At 72.0% G+C, this 15,008-nt stretch carries 17 protein-coding genes; 14 read left to right on the forward strand and 3 right to left on the reverse strand.

Annotation, left to right across the window (positions count from 1 at the left end; genetic code table 11):
- Positions 1 to 265: 265 nt before the first annotated feature.
- From ACT2CW_RS13370 to ACT2CW_RS13435, 14 genes are all read left to right on the forward strand, one after another.
- Entirely contained in the window at positions 266 to 2,704 is a 2,439-nt protein-coding gene (locus ACT2CW_RS13370; RefSeq protein WP_445516700.1) for a beta-glucosidase, read from the forward strand.
- A gap of 120 nt (positions 2,705 to 2,824) precedes the next feature.
- The gene (locus ACT2CW_RS13375; protein ID WP_182467329.1) at positions 2,825 to 3,619 is read left to right on the forward strand and encodes an SDR family NAD(P)-dependent oxidoreductase; all 795 of its coding nucleotides are present in this window, start codon (positions 2,825 to 2,827) and stop codon (positions 3,617 to 3,619) included.
- A 140-nt stretch (positions 3,620 to 3,759) separates the two neighbouring features.
- Positions 3,760 to 4,428 (forward strand): hypothetical protein, encoded by a 669-nt coding sequence (locus ACT2CW_RS13380; RefSeq protein WP_445516701.1) that lies wholly within the window; start codon positions 3,760 to 3,762, stop codon positions 4,426 to 4,428.
- Positions 4,425 to 4,622, forward strand: a complete 198-nt coding sequence (locus tag ACT2CW_RS13385) for a helix-turn-helix domain-containing protein (RefSeq protein ID WP_445516702.1) — start codon at positions 4,425 to 4,427, stop codon at positions 4,620 to 4,622. Before ACT2CW_RS13380 ends, ACT2CW_RS13385 begins: the two co-directional genes overlap by 4 nt.
- 166 nt (positions 4,623 to 4,788) lie before the next feature.
- Positions 4,789 to 5,196, forward strand: coding sequence for a hypothetical protein (locus tag ACT2CW_RS13390; RefSeq protein WP_445516703.1), 408 nt, complete (start codon positions 4,789 to 4,791; stop codon positions 5,194 to 5,196).
- Between the two features lie 54 nt (positions 5,197 to 5,250).
- Positions 5,251 to 5,826: a phage tail tube protein gene (locus ACT2CW_RS13395; protein ID WP_164423265.1), complete on the forward strand. Its 576-nt coding sequence runs from the start codon at positions 5,251 to 5,253 to the stop codon at positions 5,824 to 5,826.
- A gap of 38 nt (positions 5,827 to 5,864) precedes the next feature.
- The gene (locus ACT2CW_RS13400) at positions 5,865 to 6,155 is read left to right on the forward strand and encodes a hypothetical protein (RefSeq protein ID WP_086881880.1); all 291 of its coding nucleotides are present in this window, start codon (positions 5,865 to 5,867) and stop codon (positions 6,153 to 6,155) included.
- A 14-nt stretch (positions 6,156 to 6,169) separates the two neighbouring features.
- Entirely contained in the window at positions 6,170 to 6,559 is a 390-nt protein-coding gene (locus ACT2CW_RS13405; protein ID WP_445516704.1) for a hypothetical protein, read from the forward strand.
- A gap of 12 nt (positions 6,560 to 6,571) precedes the next feature.
- A complete protein-coding gene (locus ACT2CW_RS13410) occupies positions 6,572 to 7,183 on the forward strand; it encodes a hypothetical protein (RefSeq protein ID WP_445516705.1) in 612 nt (203 codons plus the stop codon).
- 14 nt (positions 7,184 to 7,197) lie between these two features.
- Positions 7,198 to 8,355, forward strand: coding sequence for a hypothetical protein (locus ACT2CW_RS13415; protein ID WP_164423258.1), 1,158 nt, complete (start codon positions 7,198 to 7,200; stop codon positions 8,353 to 8,355).
- 1 nt (position 8,356) lies between these two features.
- Positions 8,357 to 9,265 carry a phage distal tail protein gene (locus ACT2CW_RS13420; protein WP_445516706.1) on the forward strand — a complete coding sequence of 303 codons (909 nt, stop codon included), beginning with the start codon at positions 8,357 to 8,359 and terminating at the stop codon, positions 9,263 to 9,265.
- Between the two features lie 86 nt (positions 9,266 to 9,351).
- The gene (locus tag ACT2CW_RS13425; protein WP_445516707.1) at positions 9,352 to 10,392 is read left to right on the forward strand and encodes a hypothetical protein; all 1,041 of its coding nucleotides are present in this window, start codon (positions 9,352 to 9,354) and stop codon (positions 10,390 to 10,392) included.
- Between the two features lie 6 nt (positions 10,393 to 10,398).
- Complete coding sequence (locus ACT2CW_RS13430; RefSeq protein WP_445516708.1) at positions 10,399 to 11,487, forward strand: hypothetical protein; 1,089 nt, start codon at positions 10,399 to 10,401, stop codon at positions 11,485 to 11,487.
- The gene (locus ACT2CW_RS13435; protein WP_445516709.1) at positions 11,487 to 11,684 is read left to right on the forward strand and encodes a hypothetical protein; all 198 of its coding nucleotides are present in this window, start codon (positions 11,487 to 11,489) and stop codon (positions 11,682 to 11,684) included. The genes ACT2CW_RS13430 and ACT2CW_RS13435 overlap by 1 nt, the downstream gene beginning before the upstream one ends.
- 21 nt (positions 11,685 to 11,705) lie before the next feature.
- Here ACT2CW_RS13435 and ACT2CW_RS13440 read toward each other — a convergent pair whose 3' ends face one another.
- Genes ACT2CW_RS13440 through ACT2CW_RS13450 form a run of 3 tightly spaced genes read right to left on the reverse strand, consistent with a single transcriptional unit; the run spans position 11,706 to position 15,006 of the window.
- Entirely contained in the window at positions 11,706 to 12,827 is a 1,122-nt protein-coding gene (locus ACT2CW_RS13440; protein WP_445516710.1) for a methyltransferase domain-containing protein, read from the reverse strand.
- A complete protein-coding gene (locus tag ACT2CW_RS13445; protein WP_445516711.1) occupies positions 12,824 to 14,173 on the reverse strand; it encodes a glycosyltransferase in 1,350 nt (449 codons plus the stop codon). The genes ACT2CW_RS13440 and ACT2CW_RS13445 overlap by 4 nt, the downstream gene beginning before the upstream one ends.
- Positions 14,170 to 15,006, reverse strand: coding sequence for an alpha/beta fold hydrolase (locus ACT2CW_RS13450; protein WP_445516712.1), 837 nt, complete (start codon positions 15,004 to 15,006; stop codon positions 14,170 to 14,172). Before ACT2CW_RS13450 ends, ACT2CW_RS13445 begins: the two co-directional genes overlap by 4 nt.
- Positions 15,007 to 15,008 lie beyond the last annotated feature (2 nt).

Below are 15,008 nucleotides of genomic sequence, written 5' to 3' on the forward strand. Positions count from 1 at the left end.
CGTGGCTCGGCGCGGCGCTGACCTCCTGGCTCACCCGGTACGCCGTACGCAGGCTCTGACCGGCGACACCCCGATCCCGAAACCCGGCGCACCCCGGCAAGCGGCCGACCCCGTGATGTGATGTCCGCACGGTGTTCACCCGACGGACACCGGAGCCACGTCAGCACGCCTGCGTACACACACGTCTTCGAGCCGCGAGAGATGGAGTGACGCCATGCCGGGCGCCCTGTCACGCCGTTCCGCCCTTTCCCTCCTGGGAGGGGCGATGGCCGTCGCCGCCACCGATGGGAGCGGATGGCCTGCGGCCGCCGCCGAGCCCGCCGCCGGGTCCGCCCCCGAGCCCGGCTCGCGGGTGGACGCCCTCCTCGGCCGGATGACGCTCGAGGAGAAGCTCGCACTGCTGCACGGCGCGAAGGATCCCCACAGCCTCGGCCAGGCGGGGTACACCCCGGGTGTCCCCCGGCTCGGCATTCCGCCACTGCGGCTCGCGGACGGGCCCGCCGGTGTACGGGTCACCCGGCATGCCACCGCGCTGCCCGCGCCGGTGCTGCTCGCCTCCGCCTTCGATCCGGCCCTGGCGCGGGAGTACGGGCGCGTCATCGGGCGCGAGGGCCGTGCGCTGGGCCAGGACGTGCTGCTCTCCCCCATGGTCAATCTCATCCGCACCCCGTACGCCGGGCGCAACTTCGAGACCTTCGGCGAGGACCCCGTGCTCGCCTCCGAGCTGGTGGCCGAGGAGGTGCGCGGTATCCAGGGCGAGGGCCTGATCGCCACCGTCAAGCACTTCGCCATGAACAACCAGGAGCACGAGCGGGAGTCGATCGATGTGATCGTCGACGACCGGACGGCGCGGGAGATGGAGCTGCCCGGCTTCGAGGCGGCCGTACGGGCGGGCGCGGGAGCGGTCATGGGCGCCTACAACAAGGTCAACGGGGCCTTCGCCTGCGAGAGCGGGCCGCTGCTGACCGGGGTGCTGCGCGAGGACTGGGGCTTCGACGGCTGGGTGATGACCGACTGGCACGCCGCTCACGGCACCGCGGCGGCCCTCGGCGCCGGGCTCGACATGGAGATGCCGGACGGAAAGTACTTCGGCGACGCCCTGCGGAAGGCGGTGGCCGACGGGACCGTACCGGAGGCCGAGGTGGACCGCGCCGTCGGCCGCGTCCTGACCGTCATGGACCGCTTCGGGCTGCTGGACGGCGGCGCTCGTCCGCGGCCCGGCCGGGACCCGGGGGCCGGGGCGCGCACCGCGCTGAAGGTCGCCACGGCGGGCGGCGTCCTGCTGCGCAATGAGCACGGCACACTGCCGCTGACCGGGTCCGCCGCCCGGTCGATCGCCGTGGTCGGGCCCACCGGCGCCATCCCCTTCGTCAGTGGCGGCGGCAGCGCCCATGTGGTCCCCGACCACGCCGCGAGCCCGCTGGAGGCGATCCGGGAGCGCGCCGGGAAGGGGGCCCGGGTGGACTACGCCCTGGGCGAGGACGTGTTCGGCAAGAAGATCCCCGCCTCCGCGCTCTCCCCGGCCACCGGGCTGGAGAAGCGGACGGTGGCGGCGGGCAAGAGCTGGGCGTACGAGGGCGCCCTCACCGTGGCCGAGGCCGATGAGTGGACGTTCGTCCTGCACTTCAGCGGCCCGCCCGCCGGCCGCCCGAAGGTGCTGCTGGACGGCGTGGAGCTGTTCCCGTTCCGGCCCGGCCTGGGCGAGTACTTCACCGGTGGCTTCGTCAGCGCCGCCCCGGACGGCCTCGCCGTGCGCCGGGCGGCCGTCAAGCTGACGGCGGGAAGGCACCGGCTGAAGGTCACCGCCAAGGGCGGTGGAAAGGGGCTGACCTTCCGGCTGCGCCGCACCACCTCCGCCACGCGCGCCGCCGATGTGGCCGAGGCCGTGCGCGCCGCCCGCGCCGCGCACAGTGTGGTGCTCTTCGGCTACGAGGACGCCACCGAGGGCAGGGACCGGACCACCATCGCCCTCCCCGGCCACCAGAACGCGCTGATCGCCGCCGTGGCCGAGGCCAATCCGCGCACGACCGTCGTCCTGAACACCTCCTCGTGCACCTCGATGCCCTGGCTGAGGCGCACCGGCGCCGTCCTCCAGATGTACTACCCCGGCCAGGAGGGCGCCGCCGCCACCACCGCCCTGCTCTTCGGCGACGCCAACCCCGGCGGCAGGCTCACCCAGTCCTTCCCCGTCTCGGACAACCGCCACCCGATGGCCGGAGACCCCCGGCGCTACCCCGGGGTGAACGGCCGTGAGGAGTACTCCGAGGGCGTCCATGTCGGCTATCGCTGGTACGACGCCGAGGGGGTGCGGCCCCTTTTCCCCTTCGGCCACGGCCTGTCGTACACCACCTTCGGCTATGCGGGGCTGCGGCTGCGGCGGCGCGGAAGCGGTCTGGAGGCGGTCTTCACCGTGCGCAACACCGGGCGGCGGGCCGGGGCGGAGGTGGCCCAGGTGTATGTGGGGCCCTCGCCCGATCTGCCGCTCGACCAGGCCGAGCGGGCGCTGGCGGGCTTCCGGCGGGTCCATCTGCGGCCCGGCCAGGCGCGGAAGGTGACGGTGCGGGTGGCCGCCCGGGCGCTGTCCGCATGGGACTCCGAACGCCATGGCTGGGTACTGGGCACCGGGCGCCGGACCGTGGAAGTGGGCTCCTCCTCGCGCGATCCGAGGCTGCGGGGGCAGATCGAGGTCCGCCATGGGTCCTGAGCATCGAGGTCCGTCATGGGTCGTGAGCGGCCGCGGCCGTCGTCGCATCGGGCTACGCTAGTATGGCGCGTGTGCAACTAAAGGCGCACGCAAGTAATCAGGCATTGACGAAGGAGCTCCGTGCAGATCGACCTTTCCGGTAAGACCGCCCTGGTCACCGGCTCCACGCAGGGCATCGGATTCGCCATCGCCGCCGGGCTGGCGCGGGCGGGCGCCCGTGTCGCCGTCAACGGGCGCCGGCAGGAGTCCGTCGAGGCCGCCATCCAGAAGCTGGAGGAGGACACGGAGGGCGGCTCGTTCGTCTCCGCCCCCGGTGACATCACCACCGAGGACGGCGCCCGCCAGGTCACCAGCGCCGTGCCGGACGCCGATATCCTGGTCAACAACCTCGGCATCTTCGGGGCCGCTCCGCCGCTGGAGATCGGCGACGACGAGTGGCGGCGCTACTTCGAGGTGAACGTCCTGGCCGCCGTCCGGATGATCCGCACCTACCTGCCCGGGATGAAGGACCGCTCCTGGGGCCGGATCATGAACGTGGCCAGTGACTCCGCCGTCGTCATCCCCGCCGAGATGATCCACTACGGGATGTCGAAGACCGCGCTGCTCGCGGTCACCCGCGGCTTCGCCAAGGACGCGGCCGGCACCGGGGTCACGGTCAACTCGCTGATCGCCGGGCCGACCCACACCGGCGGGGTCGAGGACTTCGTGTACGAGCTGGTGGACCCGGAGCTGCCCTGGGACGAGGCCCAGCGGGAGTTCATGGCCAAGCACCGGCCGCAGTCGCTGCTCCAGCGACTGATCGAGCCCGAGGAGATCGCCAATATGGCGGTCTACCTGAGCTCCACCTTCGCGTCGGCCACCACCGGCGGAGCCGTGCGCGTGGACGGCGGCTACGTCGACTCGATCCTCCCCTGACACCCGCCGCGGCGCCTTCCCGACGACGCCTGCTCCGGCGCCCCCTGATCCCCGCTTCCGCGCGCCCTTCCGGTGGGAACCGTTCCGCGTGGACCCGGGGTCCCTAGGGAGCGAAGAAGCAGACGACCTGGGGGGTTCTGTTGAGCAATGACGCACTCGCGCATCCCGACCGCATCAGAGCGAGCCACTGGATCACCGTCCTGATGCGGCAGTTCCCCGAGCTCCAGGCGGAGTTGACGCCCTCCCCGCACCGCCCCGGCCTCGGCCGGCCGCGGGGAGGCACCGACCGCCGCGGGCCCTCGGAGCCGTTACGCCTGCGGGTCTCCGACACCGTACGCGACATCACCGACGGCGTCGTGGAGCTGGAGGAGGCCGTCCACGACCGGCTCGGGCTGCCGCCCACGGGCAGGGGCACGGTCGAGGTCAGACTGGCCCGTCTCGCGGGGCTGCTGGAACGCATCGAGGCCGACCCGTTGCTGATGCGCCATCTGCTGGACGAGATCAGCGGAATGGCGCGGCGCTGCGCGGGCGCGCTCGGGGACGCCGAGCCCGTGGTCCGGCTGAGCGGCCGGTGCCCGCTGTGCGCCTCGGTCTCGCTGCGGGCCTTTCCGCTGCGCCGGGCGGTGCTGTGCATCAACCCCGGCTGCCGCTGCCCGCACACCGCGTGCGGCTGCCACGCGGAGCGGGCGCATCGGCACTCCTGGCCGGAGGGCGAGTGGGCGGAGCTGGCGGCCGGTGGCGCGCTCGCCCTGGAGGAGATCACCGCCGCCCTGGACGAGGGTTCCACCGTCGTGGCGGTGAGCCGATGAGGACCACACCGGCGCCCGAGTATCCGTTGCTGACCGCCGCCGTGGCCGCCGTGGAGGTGGGCGTCACCCCGGCCACCATCCGCAAGTGGGTGCAGCTGAAGCATCTGCGGCCCGCGGGGCGGCAGGGCAAGGCGTTCCTCTATCGGCTGGAGGATGTGTTCGCGGCCGAGCGGGCCACACGACGACGTTCGTGACCTGCGGGGCCCATGGTCATCTCGGCATAAGTGACGACAAGTGGTTGTCAATGGGCATCCGGTGCATCACACTTGGTGCCAGCGGCGGAGCTGTGCCCCCTGGAGGGGCCACGGCCCCGCCGCTTTTCGCTGTGCGCAGCCCCTGACCACAGCAAGGAGTGCGCGCATGACCGAGCCCTTGGTGATCTTTCCCGACGTCGAACGCCTCGTCGTCGAGCATCTGAAGAACCGCCCCGAACTGGCCGGGGTACTCGTGGACAACCGGACCCCGCCGGACTTCGACGGAACGCAGAAGGCCGTGCTGGTCTCCCGGGCCGGTGGCGTCTGGGTCGAGGACATCCATCTGGACCAGCCGCTGATCGACCTCGAGGTGTACGGCCCGGACAAGCCCACGGCCCACACCGTCGCCACGGCCGCCCGTACGGCGCTGTTCACCGTGCGCGGCACCACGTTCGGCACCGCCTGTGTCACCGATGTCTCCGAGGTGGACGGCCCCCGGTGGCTGCCCGACTACCAGCACGCCGCGGCCAGCCGCTATCTGTCCACGGCCCGGCTCTCCATCCGCCCGGCGTAGGCCACGCACCAGCCGACCGCTCGCCCTCATCACCACGCCACAAGGAGCAATCGCATGCCCGGAATGAACCCCAATGAGATCCGTGTCGCGGGGACCGGCCGCATCCTGACCGCCCCGCTCGGCACCGCCGTCCCGGCCGATGTCTCCACAGCCTGGGCGACGGGCTGGAAGGACCTCGGGTACACCACCACCGACGGCATCAAGTTCAACAAGAAGGACAAGATCGACCCGGTGGACACCTGGCAGTCGGTCAGCCCGGCCCGCTTCGTCTACTCCGACCGCGACCTCACCGTGAAGTTCCAGCTGCTCCAGCTCAACGAGGACACCCTGCCGTTCTTCTTCGGCGGCGCCGTGGTGACGGAGACGGAGGCCGAGTCCAAGGTGTACCGCTACGAACTCGCCGCCGAGCCGAAGAAGGACGAGCGGATGCTGGGCGTGGAGTTCGCGGACGGCGATGTCATCAAGTACCGGTTCATCCTCCGCCGCGGCCAGGTCACCGAGACCGAGGAGCTCCAGCTCACCCGCACGGCCGCGGTCCGGCTCGGGGTCACCTTCACGGCACTGGCCGTCGACAACGACACCCCGCTGGCCACCTGGCTGATGAACGACCCGGCGTTCGCCGGATCCTGACCCCTCCCCGCCACGTCGATCGCGAAGGAGCCGCCGCCATGGCCACGTTCAACGTCAACGCCGCCCGCGCCCAGCGCCTGGAGGCGCTGGGCCTGACCTGGGACTTCGAGGTTGACGGGGAGACGTTCTCCCTGCCCACCGAGATCCCCCGCCGCTCGGCGCACGCGCTGGCCGAGCTGAAGGACAACGACCTGGACGGACTGCTCGCCCTCCTCATGGGCGAGGAGAGCTACCAGCGGCTGTGCCAACACGAGGTGAGCGTGCAGGACATCGCCGCCATCCTCGAGGCGTACGGCCAGGACACCGGGCTCGGCGTGGGGGAAGGCTGAGCCTCGGCGCGCTCGTGGAGGAGCACGCCGAGGCTCTGGAGGCCGATCTGCTGCGGTACTACGGCGTCGACCTGCTCGACTGGCACCGCGAGACGCTGTCCTCGCGGCGCCTGGCGGTCCTGGTGCGCCACCTTCCGCCGGACTCGTCGTTCGTCCGGGCGCGGGAGGGCGAGGCCGCGGAGTGGGGGCTGACGGCCCATCTGCTGGCGGCGGTCGTGGACCACTTGGCGATCGCCAACTGGATGTTCGCCTCGGCCAACCGGGACGAATACGCGGACCCGCCGGAGGCGCCGCTACCGGTACCCCGCCCGGGGGCAACCGATATGCCCGACGGCCCGCCCGCCGACCGAGCCGCCGACGAACCCGCGCCGACGGCGGCGGAGTTGGCGCGGTTCTTCGGGTGACCTGTGGGAGGAATGATGGCGGACATCGTGCGGGACCTGCTCGGTACGGTGCAGGACCTGCGACAGACACTGGACAAGAAGCTCAAGGAGTGGAACGTCGAGCACGCCTGGGTGAAACAGGCGATCACCGGCTTGAACTCGGAGGCCAACGCCCTGAAGGCGGAGGTCACGGGTATCACTGGGGCCGCCAAGTGGGGCTCCGCCGAAGTCACCGGTGCCTCCGCCGGATTCAAGCTGTTCAACTTCGAGAAGACGCTGTTCGACGTGCAGGAGATGCGCGACAAGGCGAAGGGTCTGGATGCCGAATCCCTCAAGAGCAGCATCCAGGCCGTCCGTCAGATCGCCGAAAAGGCCGAGGCCGCCGAGGCCGTCAAGAGCAGTATCAGAGCCGTCCGTGAGATCGCCGAGAAGGCCGAGCGGGACAGCCAGCAGGCCCTGCGAAGGGGCAAGGACGCACTACAGAAGGCGGAGGCCGCCCACCGGCGGCAGCGCACGGCCGCGAGCAACGCCCGCGGCCCCATGCCACCCGGCCGGGTGTCGAACGTGCAGGACATCAATGAGGCGAGCCGGGCCATCAACGAGCTGGAGCGACGCCTGAGCGGTCTCGTCAGGGCTCTCGGCTGAGGAGGAGGCCGTCCATGTCGTTGGTGCAAGCGCTCAACCGATCCGTCTCCGGCTTCCGCGGCCTGCGCAGCACCGTGGGCCAGACCGATACCAGCGTCTCCAAGTTCGCCCGTACCGCGACGCAGGCGGGCTCCGCCGTGGGCCGTATCAAGGGCGACGTGGACAAGTCGGCCAACTCGATGCGCACCCTCCAGCGGGAAGCCAACGCCGCGGAACGCAGCGTGGCCAAGAGCGGCCGCTCCATGACCACCGCCGGCCGCAGCGCGGCGACCGGGGGTGGGCTGATGGGGCGGATGAGGACGGGGCTCCAGGGGGTGACCACGGCCCAGAAGGGCCTGAACACCGCCATGAAGTCAAACGTGTTCGGTGCCATCATGGCGCTGCTCATGCCGCTGATCATGAAGCTCGTCGACATGGCGATGCAGTCCAAGACGGTCCAGCGCATCGTCCAGGCCGCCTTCAGGATCATCGGCCAGGTCATCGGCTCCACCATGCGTGTGGCGAAACAAGTGGTGCAGACGACCTGGAACGGCATCAAGACGGCGTTCACGGTCGTGCTGAAGGTCATCTGGACCGTGGTGAAGACGTACTTCAACATCTACAAGACCATCATCACCACGGTCATCCACGCCATCATGGCCGTGGTCCGGCCCCTGCTGTCCTTCTTCTCGGAGCGGATCCCGGGCGCCTTCCGCTCCGCCCGCAACGGCATCCAGCGCGCCTTCAACGGGCTGGCGGACATCGTCCGGGGTGCCTTCAGCGCCGTGCTCGGGGCCGTGCGGGGGCCGCTCAACGGGGTGATCGGGCTGGTCAACCGGGCCATCGGCGCGCTGAACCGGGTCAAGGTCTCGGTGCCCTCATGGGTGCCCGGGATCGGCGGCCAGTCGTTCGGCGTGAACATCCCCACCATTCCCACGCTCGCCCAGGGCGGCATCGTGCTGCCGCGCCCCGGCGGCACGCTCGCGCTGCTCGCCGAGGGCGGGCAGGCCGAGGCCGTGCTGCCGCTGAACCGGCTGAGCACCCTGCTCGCCCGCAATGGGCCCACGCCGGCCCTCGCGGGATCCGGCGGGCCGGGTGGCGGATTCGTCATCGAGCACTACCACGAAGCCCCGGGCGGCAGCGCCCGGCAGACCGCCGAGGATCTGATGTTCCTGATGAAGGCGAGGGGGTGACATGGCGGACGAGACCACCGCCACCGAGCCGGGGCCGCTCATCACCACCGATGGACAGGTGCAGTGGGCCGGGCTGCTGATGGGCCCCGGCACCGACTACTGGATCGCCGCCGAAGGGCTCACCGGCTGGGAGGAGTTGCCCGCGCTGGACACCTCCGACGCGGACCGCCCCGTCGGGCACGGCGGCTGGCCCGGCTCACAGTGGGCACAGGCCCGTACGGTCACCGCGCAGGTGTGGTTCGCCCCCGACCCGGACGCCGGGCCGGAGGCCGTGCGGGGCGCGCTGCGCACGCTGCGCGCCGCCACCGCCGTACGCGACGAGGAGGAGTGGCTGGCCGTACGCCTGCACGGCGAGACGCTGGCCGTACGGGCCCGGGTCACCCAGCGCGTGGTCCCCACCGACCGGCAGTTCGCCGCGAGCCGCCTCGCCAAGATGACGCTTCAGTGGAAGGCGAGCGATCCACGCCGCTACGAGGCGGTGGGGCGGCGGGACACCGCCGGGCTCCCGCAGCCGGAGGCGGGGCTGACCTGGCCGCTCAGCTGGCCGCTGGTCTGGGGCGCGCCCGCTTCCACCGGCGATCTCGCGGTGGAGAACGACGGCAGCGCACCCGCCCATCCGGTGATCACCTTCACGGGGCCGTGCACCCGGCCGCGGCTGGCCAACCGGACCAGCGGCGACTGGCTGGAGTACGCGATCACGCTCGCTCCGGACGACGAGCTGGTCGTCGACACCGCCGAGGGGACCGTGATGTTCAACGGCACCGCGTCGCGCCGCCACACCGCCACACCGGGCAGCGCCCCGGAGGAGTCGTTCACCCTGCCGTCCGGGACCTCGCAGCTGTCCTTCCGCGCGGCGTCGGGAGGGGAGGGGGCGACCGCCACCATCGCCTGGCGCCGCGCCGAGTGGTGAGGCGCCGCGCCGCCCCATCATCCCGCTCCGATCCGCAAACCCCGTACGACCACAAGGAGTTCTCCGATGACCGTGGGAGCCGTCTTATGACCGTCCGTTCCGCCTGGCATCCGCCCACCGGCCAGACCCGTGAGGACACCCGGCTGGCCGTCAGCCTCGGCATGGCCTCCGCCGGACCGCTGCTGACCCGGGCCGGATGCGTGTTCGGCGGGCTCCAGCTCACCGGCACCACCGCCACCGGTATGCAGGCCAAGCTCTCCCCGGGCCAGGTGTGGATCCCGGGAACCTCCACCGGATCGCAGGGCGGCTATCCGGTCACCGTCGACTCCGACACCCTGCTGACCGTAGCCGACGGGCACTCCAGCCTGCCCCGGGTGGACGCACTGGTGGTGCGGGTCTACGACACCGACTACGACGGCTCCGGCAAGTACGAGGCCACCCTGGAACTCCTCCAGGGCACCCCGGCCGGCTCCCCCACCGCCCCGGCCGTGCCCAAGAACGCGGAGCTTCTCTACGAGATCGCCGTCCCCGCCGGGGCGTCCGCCGCCAAGGGCATCACCTGGGCCTCCGCCATCACCGACCGCCGCCGCTACACCGCGGCGCTCGGCGGTATCGTCCCCGCCGCGGGCGGCGCGCCGCACAACGGGGCGTATGCCGGGCAGTACCGCGACGCGGGCGGCCGGCTGGAGCGCTGGGACGGCGCCCAGTGGGCGAAGTACATCCCGGACACCGTGCTGCGGCACACGGCGGACTGGGGAGCCACCACCTCGGCCACCTACCAGGAGATGCTCACCGACACCGTCGCCACGCTCACCGCCACCTTCACCGCCCCGGCGTCCCGGTGGGTGTCCATCACCTTCGGCGCCTTCACGGCCGCCGACGGGAACGCCACCGCGTACATCTCGTTCCGGCTCAGGACGCAGAGCGGTACCGAGGTGCTCGCCCCGTCCGACGACCGCGCGGCGATCCTCGACGGTGCCGGGCGGGCCTCGATCTCCACCTGTTTCCCGGTGGGGGGCCTCACCCCGGGCGCCGTCTACACGGCGACCGCCGCGTACCGTTCCTCGATCGCGGGGACGCGTGTGCACTTCGACAACCGCTTCGTCCGCGTGGACCCGGTGGCGTGAGGCGCCGTGGACGCCCGCTACCGCGCCGTCTTCACCGATCTGCGCACCGACCAGGCCATCGATGTACTGCCCCTGCGGGAGGTGGAGTACGACGACTACCTCGGCAAGCCGGGATCCCTGACCGCGACCCTTCCGGTGCCCGACGCCCGGATGGCCCGGCGGGTGCGGGAGCTGGTGGAGGGGCGCACCGCCGTCTATCTGGAGCGGGGGGACGAGGTCTGCTGGGGTGGCATCGTCTGGACCCTGACCCCGGCCACGGACGACCGGGGAATCACCACGGTCGGGCTTCAGGCGGCCACCTTCGACTCCTACGCGGGCCGTCGCTACATCCGCGCCAATCTGAGCTTCACCGCGCTCGACCATCTGGAGATCGTCCGCCGGCTGTGGGACTACATGCAGGGGTCCGAGGGCGGCCACATCGGTGTGGAGTACGCGCCGACGGCCCCCACCGCGGCCCGTACGGTGGCCTACAGCGACGGTGACGAGACCCTGGTCGAGGAGGCGATCGGGCAACTCGCGGCGATGGAACCGGGTTTCGAGCACCGGATCGCGGTGTACCGGGATCCGGTGACCGGGCGCCGGGTGAAGCTGCTCCAGCTGGGCTCTCCGACGATCCGGGTGGGCAGCCAGCCGGTGATGCTGGATCTGCCGGGCGATGTGCTGTCGTACTCCTTCCCCCGCGACGCCACGCGCGGCGGGACGACCGCACGGGCCAGGGGCGGCACCCCGGAGGGCGGGGCGGGCGGCCCCGTGATGTCCGGGGAAGAGGTGGCCGAGGATCTCCTCGCGGCCGGGTTCCCCCGCCTGGACACCTCGTCCGACCACAGCAATGTCACCGACAAGGCGACGCTCGACGCGTTCGCCCGGTCCGAACTCGCCGCTCTGCGCGGCACGGTGGTCATCCCCTCGGTGCGGATCCGCCTCGGCTCGGGTACCACGCCCGCGCTGCTCGGCACGACCGTGCGGCTGCGCATCAAGGACGTGTGGTTCTCCGAGGGGCTGGACGCCCGCTACCGCGTCATCGGCATCAAGGTCACCGCCCCGGAGCGGGGACGTCCGGAGACCGCCGATCTGTATCTGGAGGAGGCAGACTGATGGCGAACCTGCCCGAGGACATCGTGGACCGGATCAGAGCCCTGGAACGTCAGGTGCACCGGCTCACCACCTACGTCAACAGCAAGCCGGGCGGAGCGCCCGCGGCCCTGGCGGCCACCGAGCCGCCACCGCCGCAGGCCCAGGAAACCTCCGGGGAGGAGCCGCCACCGCCCGGCGGCACGGCGACGGGCTCCTGACGTCCGGGACCCGGGGCCACTTCAGCGGGGACCGGAATGGGCGGAGGCATCGCACCGGGCCACCACCCGATAGGCGTTGGACATCTTGCCGAACCCCGCCAGTGGCTTGAGCAGCAGACGGTCCAGGGCGGTCGCGACCACGAGGGCGGGCACGCCCGCCAGCAGGATCGCGCAGCGCAGCAGCCAGCGGAGCCGGCCGGGCGGCTTGGCGAGGGAGGGGGCGTCATCGGGCGGGGCGATCGCGTTGAGCCCCAGCCAGACGGCGCCGAGCAGATCGACGGTGTCCGACGGCGCGCGGTGCTGTTCGTCGGTCACGGTGAAGCCCAGCGCGGTCAGCTCCTCGCGGAGGTTGGCCACCGGAACGAAGTGCAGATGCTGGGGCTGGAGCCAGGGGAGCCAGAACCGGCCGAAGAGGCGGCCGAACCAGCACTCCGGGTCGGGCACCTCGATCAGCAGATGGCCGCCGGGCCGCAGGGCGCGGCGGGCGGCGCGGAGTTCGGCGCGGGGGTCCGTGCTGTGCTCCAGGTAGTGAAACATGCTCACCACGTCGTAGCTCCCGGCCAGCCGCTCCTCGGCCAACTCGGGGAAGCTGCCGCGGATGGCCCGGTCGATGCGGCCCGTACGCTCGGCCAGTTCGACACCGGCGGTGAAGTCGAGTCCGTCGAAGCGGGTGCCGGGGAAGACGGTACGGGCCACCTCGGGGAAGTGGCCGTGTCCGGTGCCGACGTCGAGCCAGGTCTTCGGGGGCTCGGCGGAGGGCTCCTGGAACATCGCGCGCCGCCGGTACACCTTGTCCCGCCCGGAGAAGACGTTGCCGAGTTCGATCTCCCCCATCCCGTCGTAGAAGTCGCGGTAGTAGAACTCCAGGCCGTCGTCGTTCAGCCGTGGGTTCTGGAAGACATGGCGGCAGTCCCGGCACTTGTCGAGCCGGAAGCGGCCGGGTTTGCTCTGGTACCGGTCCTTGGTGCGCAGCCGCCGCACCAGCCGGGTGGAGCCGCACCACGGGCAGTCCGTGCGGCGGGGTTCGAAGAACCGCTCGGTGCCCCGCGCCAGATCGGCCTGGTAGCGGGGGCGCAGCGCGGCGACGGTCGCGGCGCGGGACGGCTTCTCGGGTGTGCGGGGTGGGGCACTCTCGCGGCTCATCGTTCCCCTTCCGGGTGCGCGGTGGGGTGGGTGGCGGCGCTCGCGGTGGCATGGGGAGCGACCGCCGAGGCATGGGTGGCGGCGCTCGCGGTGGCATGAGGGGCGACCGCCGAGGCATGGGTGGCGGCGCCCGCGGTGGCCAGCCGCTCCAGATGGGTGGCGGCCGCGGTGGCACCGCCCGCCGCGCGGAAGGACGCGCCCACGCGCTCGGCCGCGGCGCGGTAACGCGGTTCGTCCAGCACCGCGTCGAGCGCCTCGCCGATGGCCGCCGCCCGCGCCCTGCCGAAGCGCACCCGGATGCCCGCGCCCGCGTCCACCACCTGGGCGGCCACCACCGGCTGGTCGTCCCGGATGGGCGCCACGACGAGCGGTACGCCGTGCCAGAGGGTTTCGCAGACGGTGTTGTGGCCCGCGTGGCAGACGACCGCGTTCACCCGTCGCAGCAGGGGAAGTTGGGGGACGTAGCGGCGCACCAGGATGTCGTTGTCATGCGGCGTGCCGGGGGCGAGTACGTCGTCGGGGTCGACGATGACCGACTGGAGGCGACCGGCCCGTGCCCGTACGGCCTCCAGGCACTCGGTGAGGAAGCGCGCCCCGGCGTCGGTGTTCGCGGTGCCGAGCGTGATGAGGACGGCGGGGCGCGTGGGGTCCAGCCACTCCCAGGGGAAGTCCGTCCCGGCCGGTCGCTCGGCGATCGACGGGCCCACATAGTGGATGCGGTCGCCCGCCCGGGCCGGTCGTCCGGCCAGCTCCTCGGTGGTGAAGGCCAGGACGAGATCCGGGGAGAACCGGGGATCGGCGGTGCCCTCCGGGTCGCCGATCCGGCCCCGCATCTCGTGCAGCAGCCCGTCCAGCCAGGCGTCGATCTTGGGCATCCCGTCCAGCGCGCCGGTGAACTCCGCCGAGGTGGTGGCGGACGTGGCCCAGCGCACCCCCAGCCGTTCGGCCACCAGCGCGCCCGCCACGGTCTGCTGGTCGGCGATCACCACATCGGGGCGGAACTCCGCGATGGCCTTGGCCACGCCCGGTGCCATGGCCTCGGCGAGCGGCACCAGGAACCGCTCCCACAGGAACTTCAGCGCGGCGGGACCGCGTACGTCCGGTGGCCGGCCCGCCCCGCCCTCGCCCAGCACAGGACCAGCGCAGCGGTGGACCGTCGTCCCCGGCCCGGTCAGCCGCTCGACGACCTCGGGCATCCCGGCCCAGGCCACCTGGTGTCCGCGTGCGGTCAGTTCGGCCGCGATGCCGAGGGTGGGGTTGACGTGGCCGACGAGCGGCGGCACGACGAAGAGAAAGCGGCGGGCTGCGCGGGGGGAGGCCTCCGGATCTCTGCTCGGTTCGCTCATCGGGCATCGGCCTCGTGGATCCAGGACAGCAGCAGTTCGCGGATGCGCGTGGGTGCCTCGGCGAGGACCGAGTGGCCCTGCCCCGGCAGGACGACGGTCCGGGTGCCGGGCAGCACCGACTCCAACCACCGCTCCTGCCCGGCGAGTTCGGAATCGGCGCCGTAGACGGCCAGTACCGGGCAGCGCACCGCGCGGACCTGCTCCTCGCTCACCACCCGGCTCGACGGCACGTCCTCGGCGATGGTGGTCGTACGGACCAGGCGGGCGGCCGACTTGGCCAGCCGTGCGGTGTGGGCGCCCCGGTGGGCACTCACCCAGGCCAGTGACTCGGCCTCATGGACGACCAGTTCCTCCTCGACACGCCGGAGGATCCGGCTGATCTCGGTCAGCCAGCTCTCGGTGGCGGGCTTCGCCTCGATCACCGCGATACCGGCCACCCGCTCCGGATGGCGCATGGCGTAGGCGAACGCCACCGTTCCGCCGAAACAGTTGCCCACGAGGTGGACCGGACCGGTGATGTCCAGCCGGTCGAGCAGCCGCTCCAGATCGGTGACGAAGGTGTCCAGCCGGTAGCCGGAGTCGGGCCGCTCGCTGCGGCCGTGTCCCCGCTGGTCGTACATCACCACCTCGAGACCGGCGGCCGCGAGGTCCGGGGCCACCGTGAAGTACCAGCTGGCGAGGGAGTCGGTGAGCAGACCGTGGATGAGCACGGCGGTGGCGGTGGGCGGACGGCCGTCGGGTGGGGACAGCCGCTGGACATGCAGTCGTACGCCGCCCGTCCCGGTATGCGGGCCGTCGTGGTCGGTGGCGTGGTCGGTGTCGATCATCGCCATGG

The sequence above is a fragment of the Streptomyces sp. NEAU-174 genome (assembly GCF_052665095.1).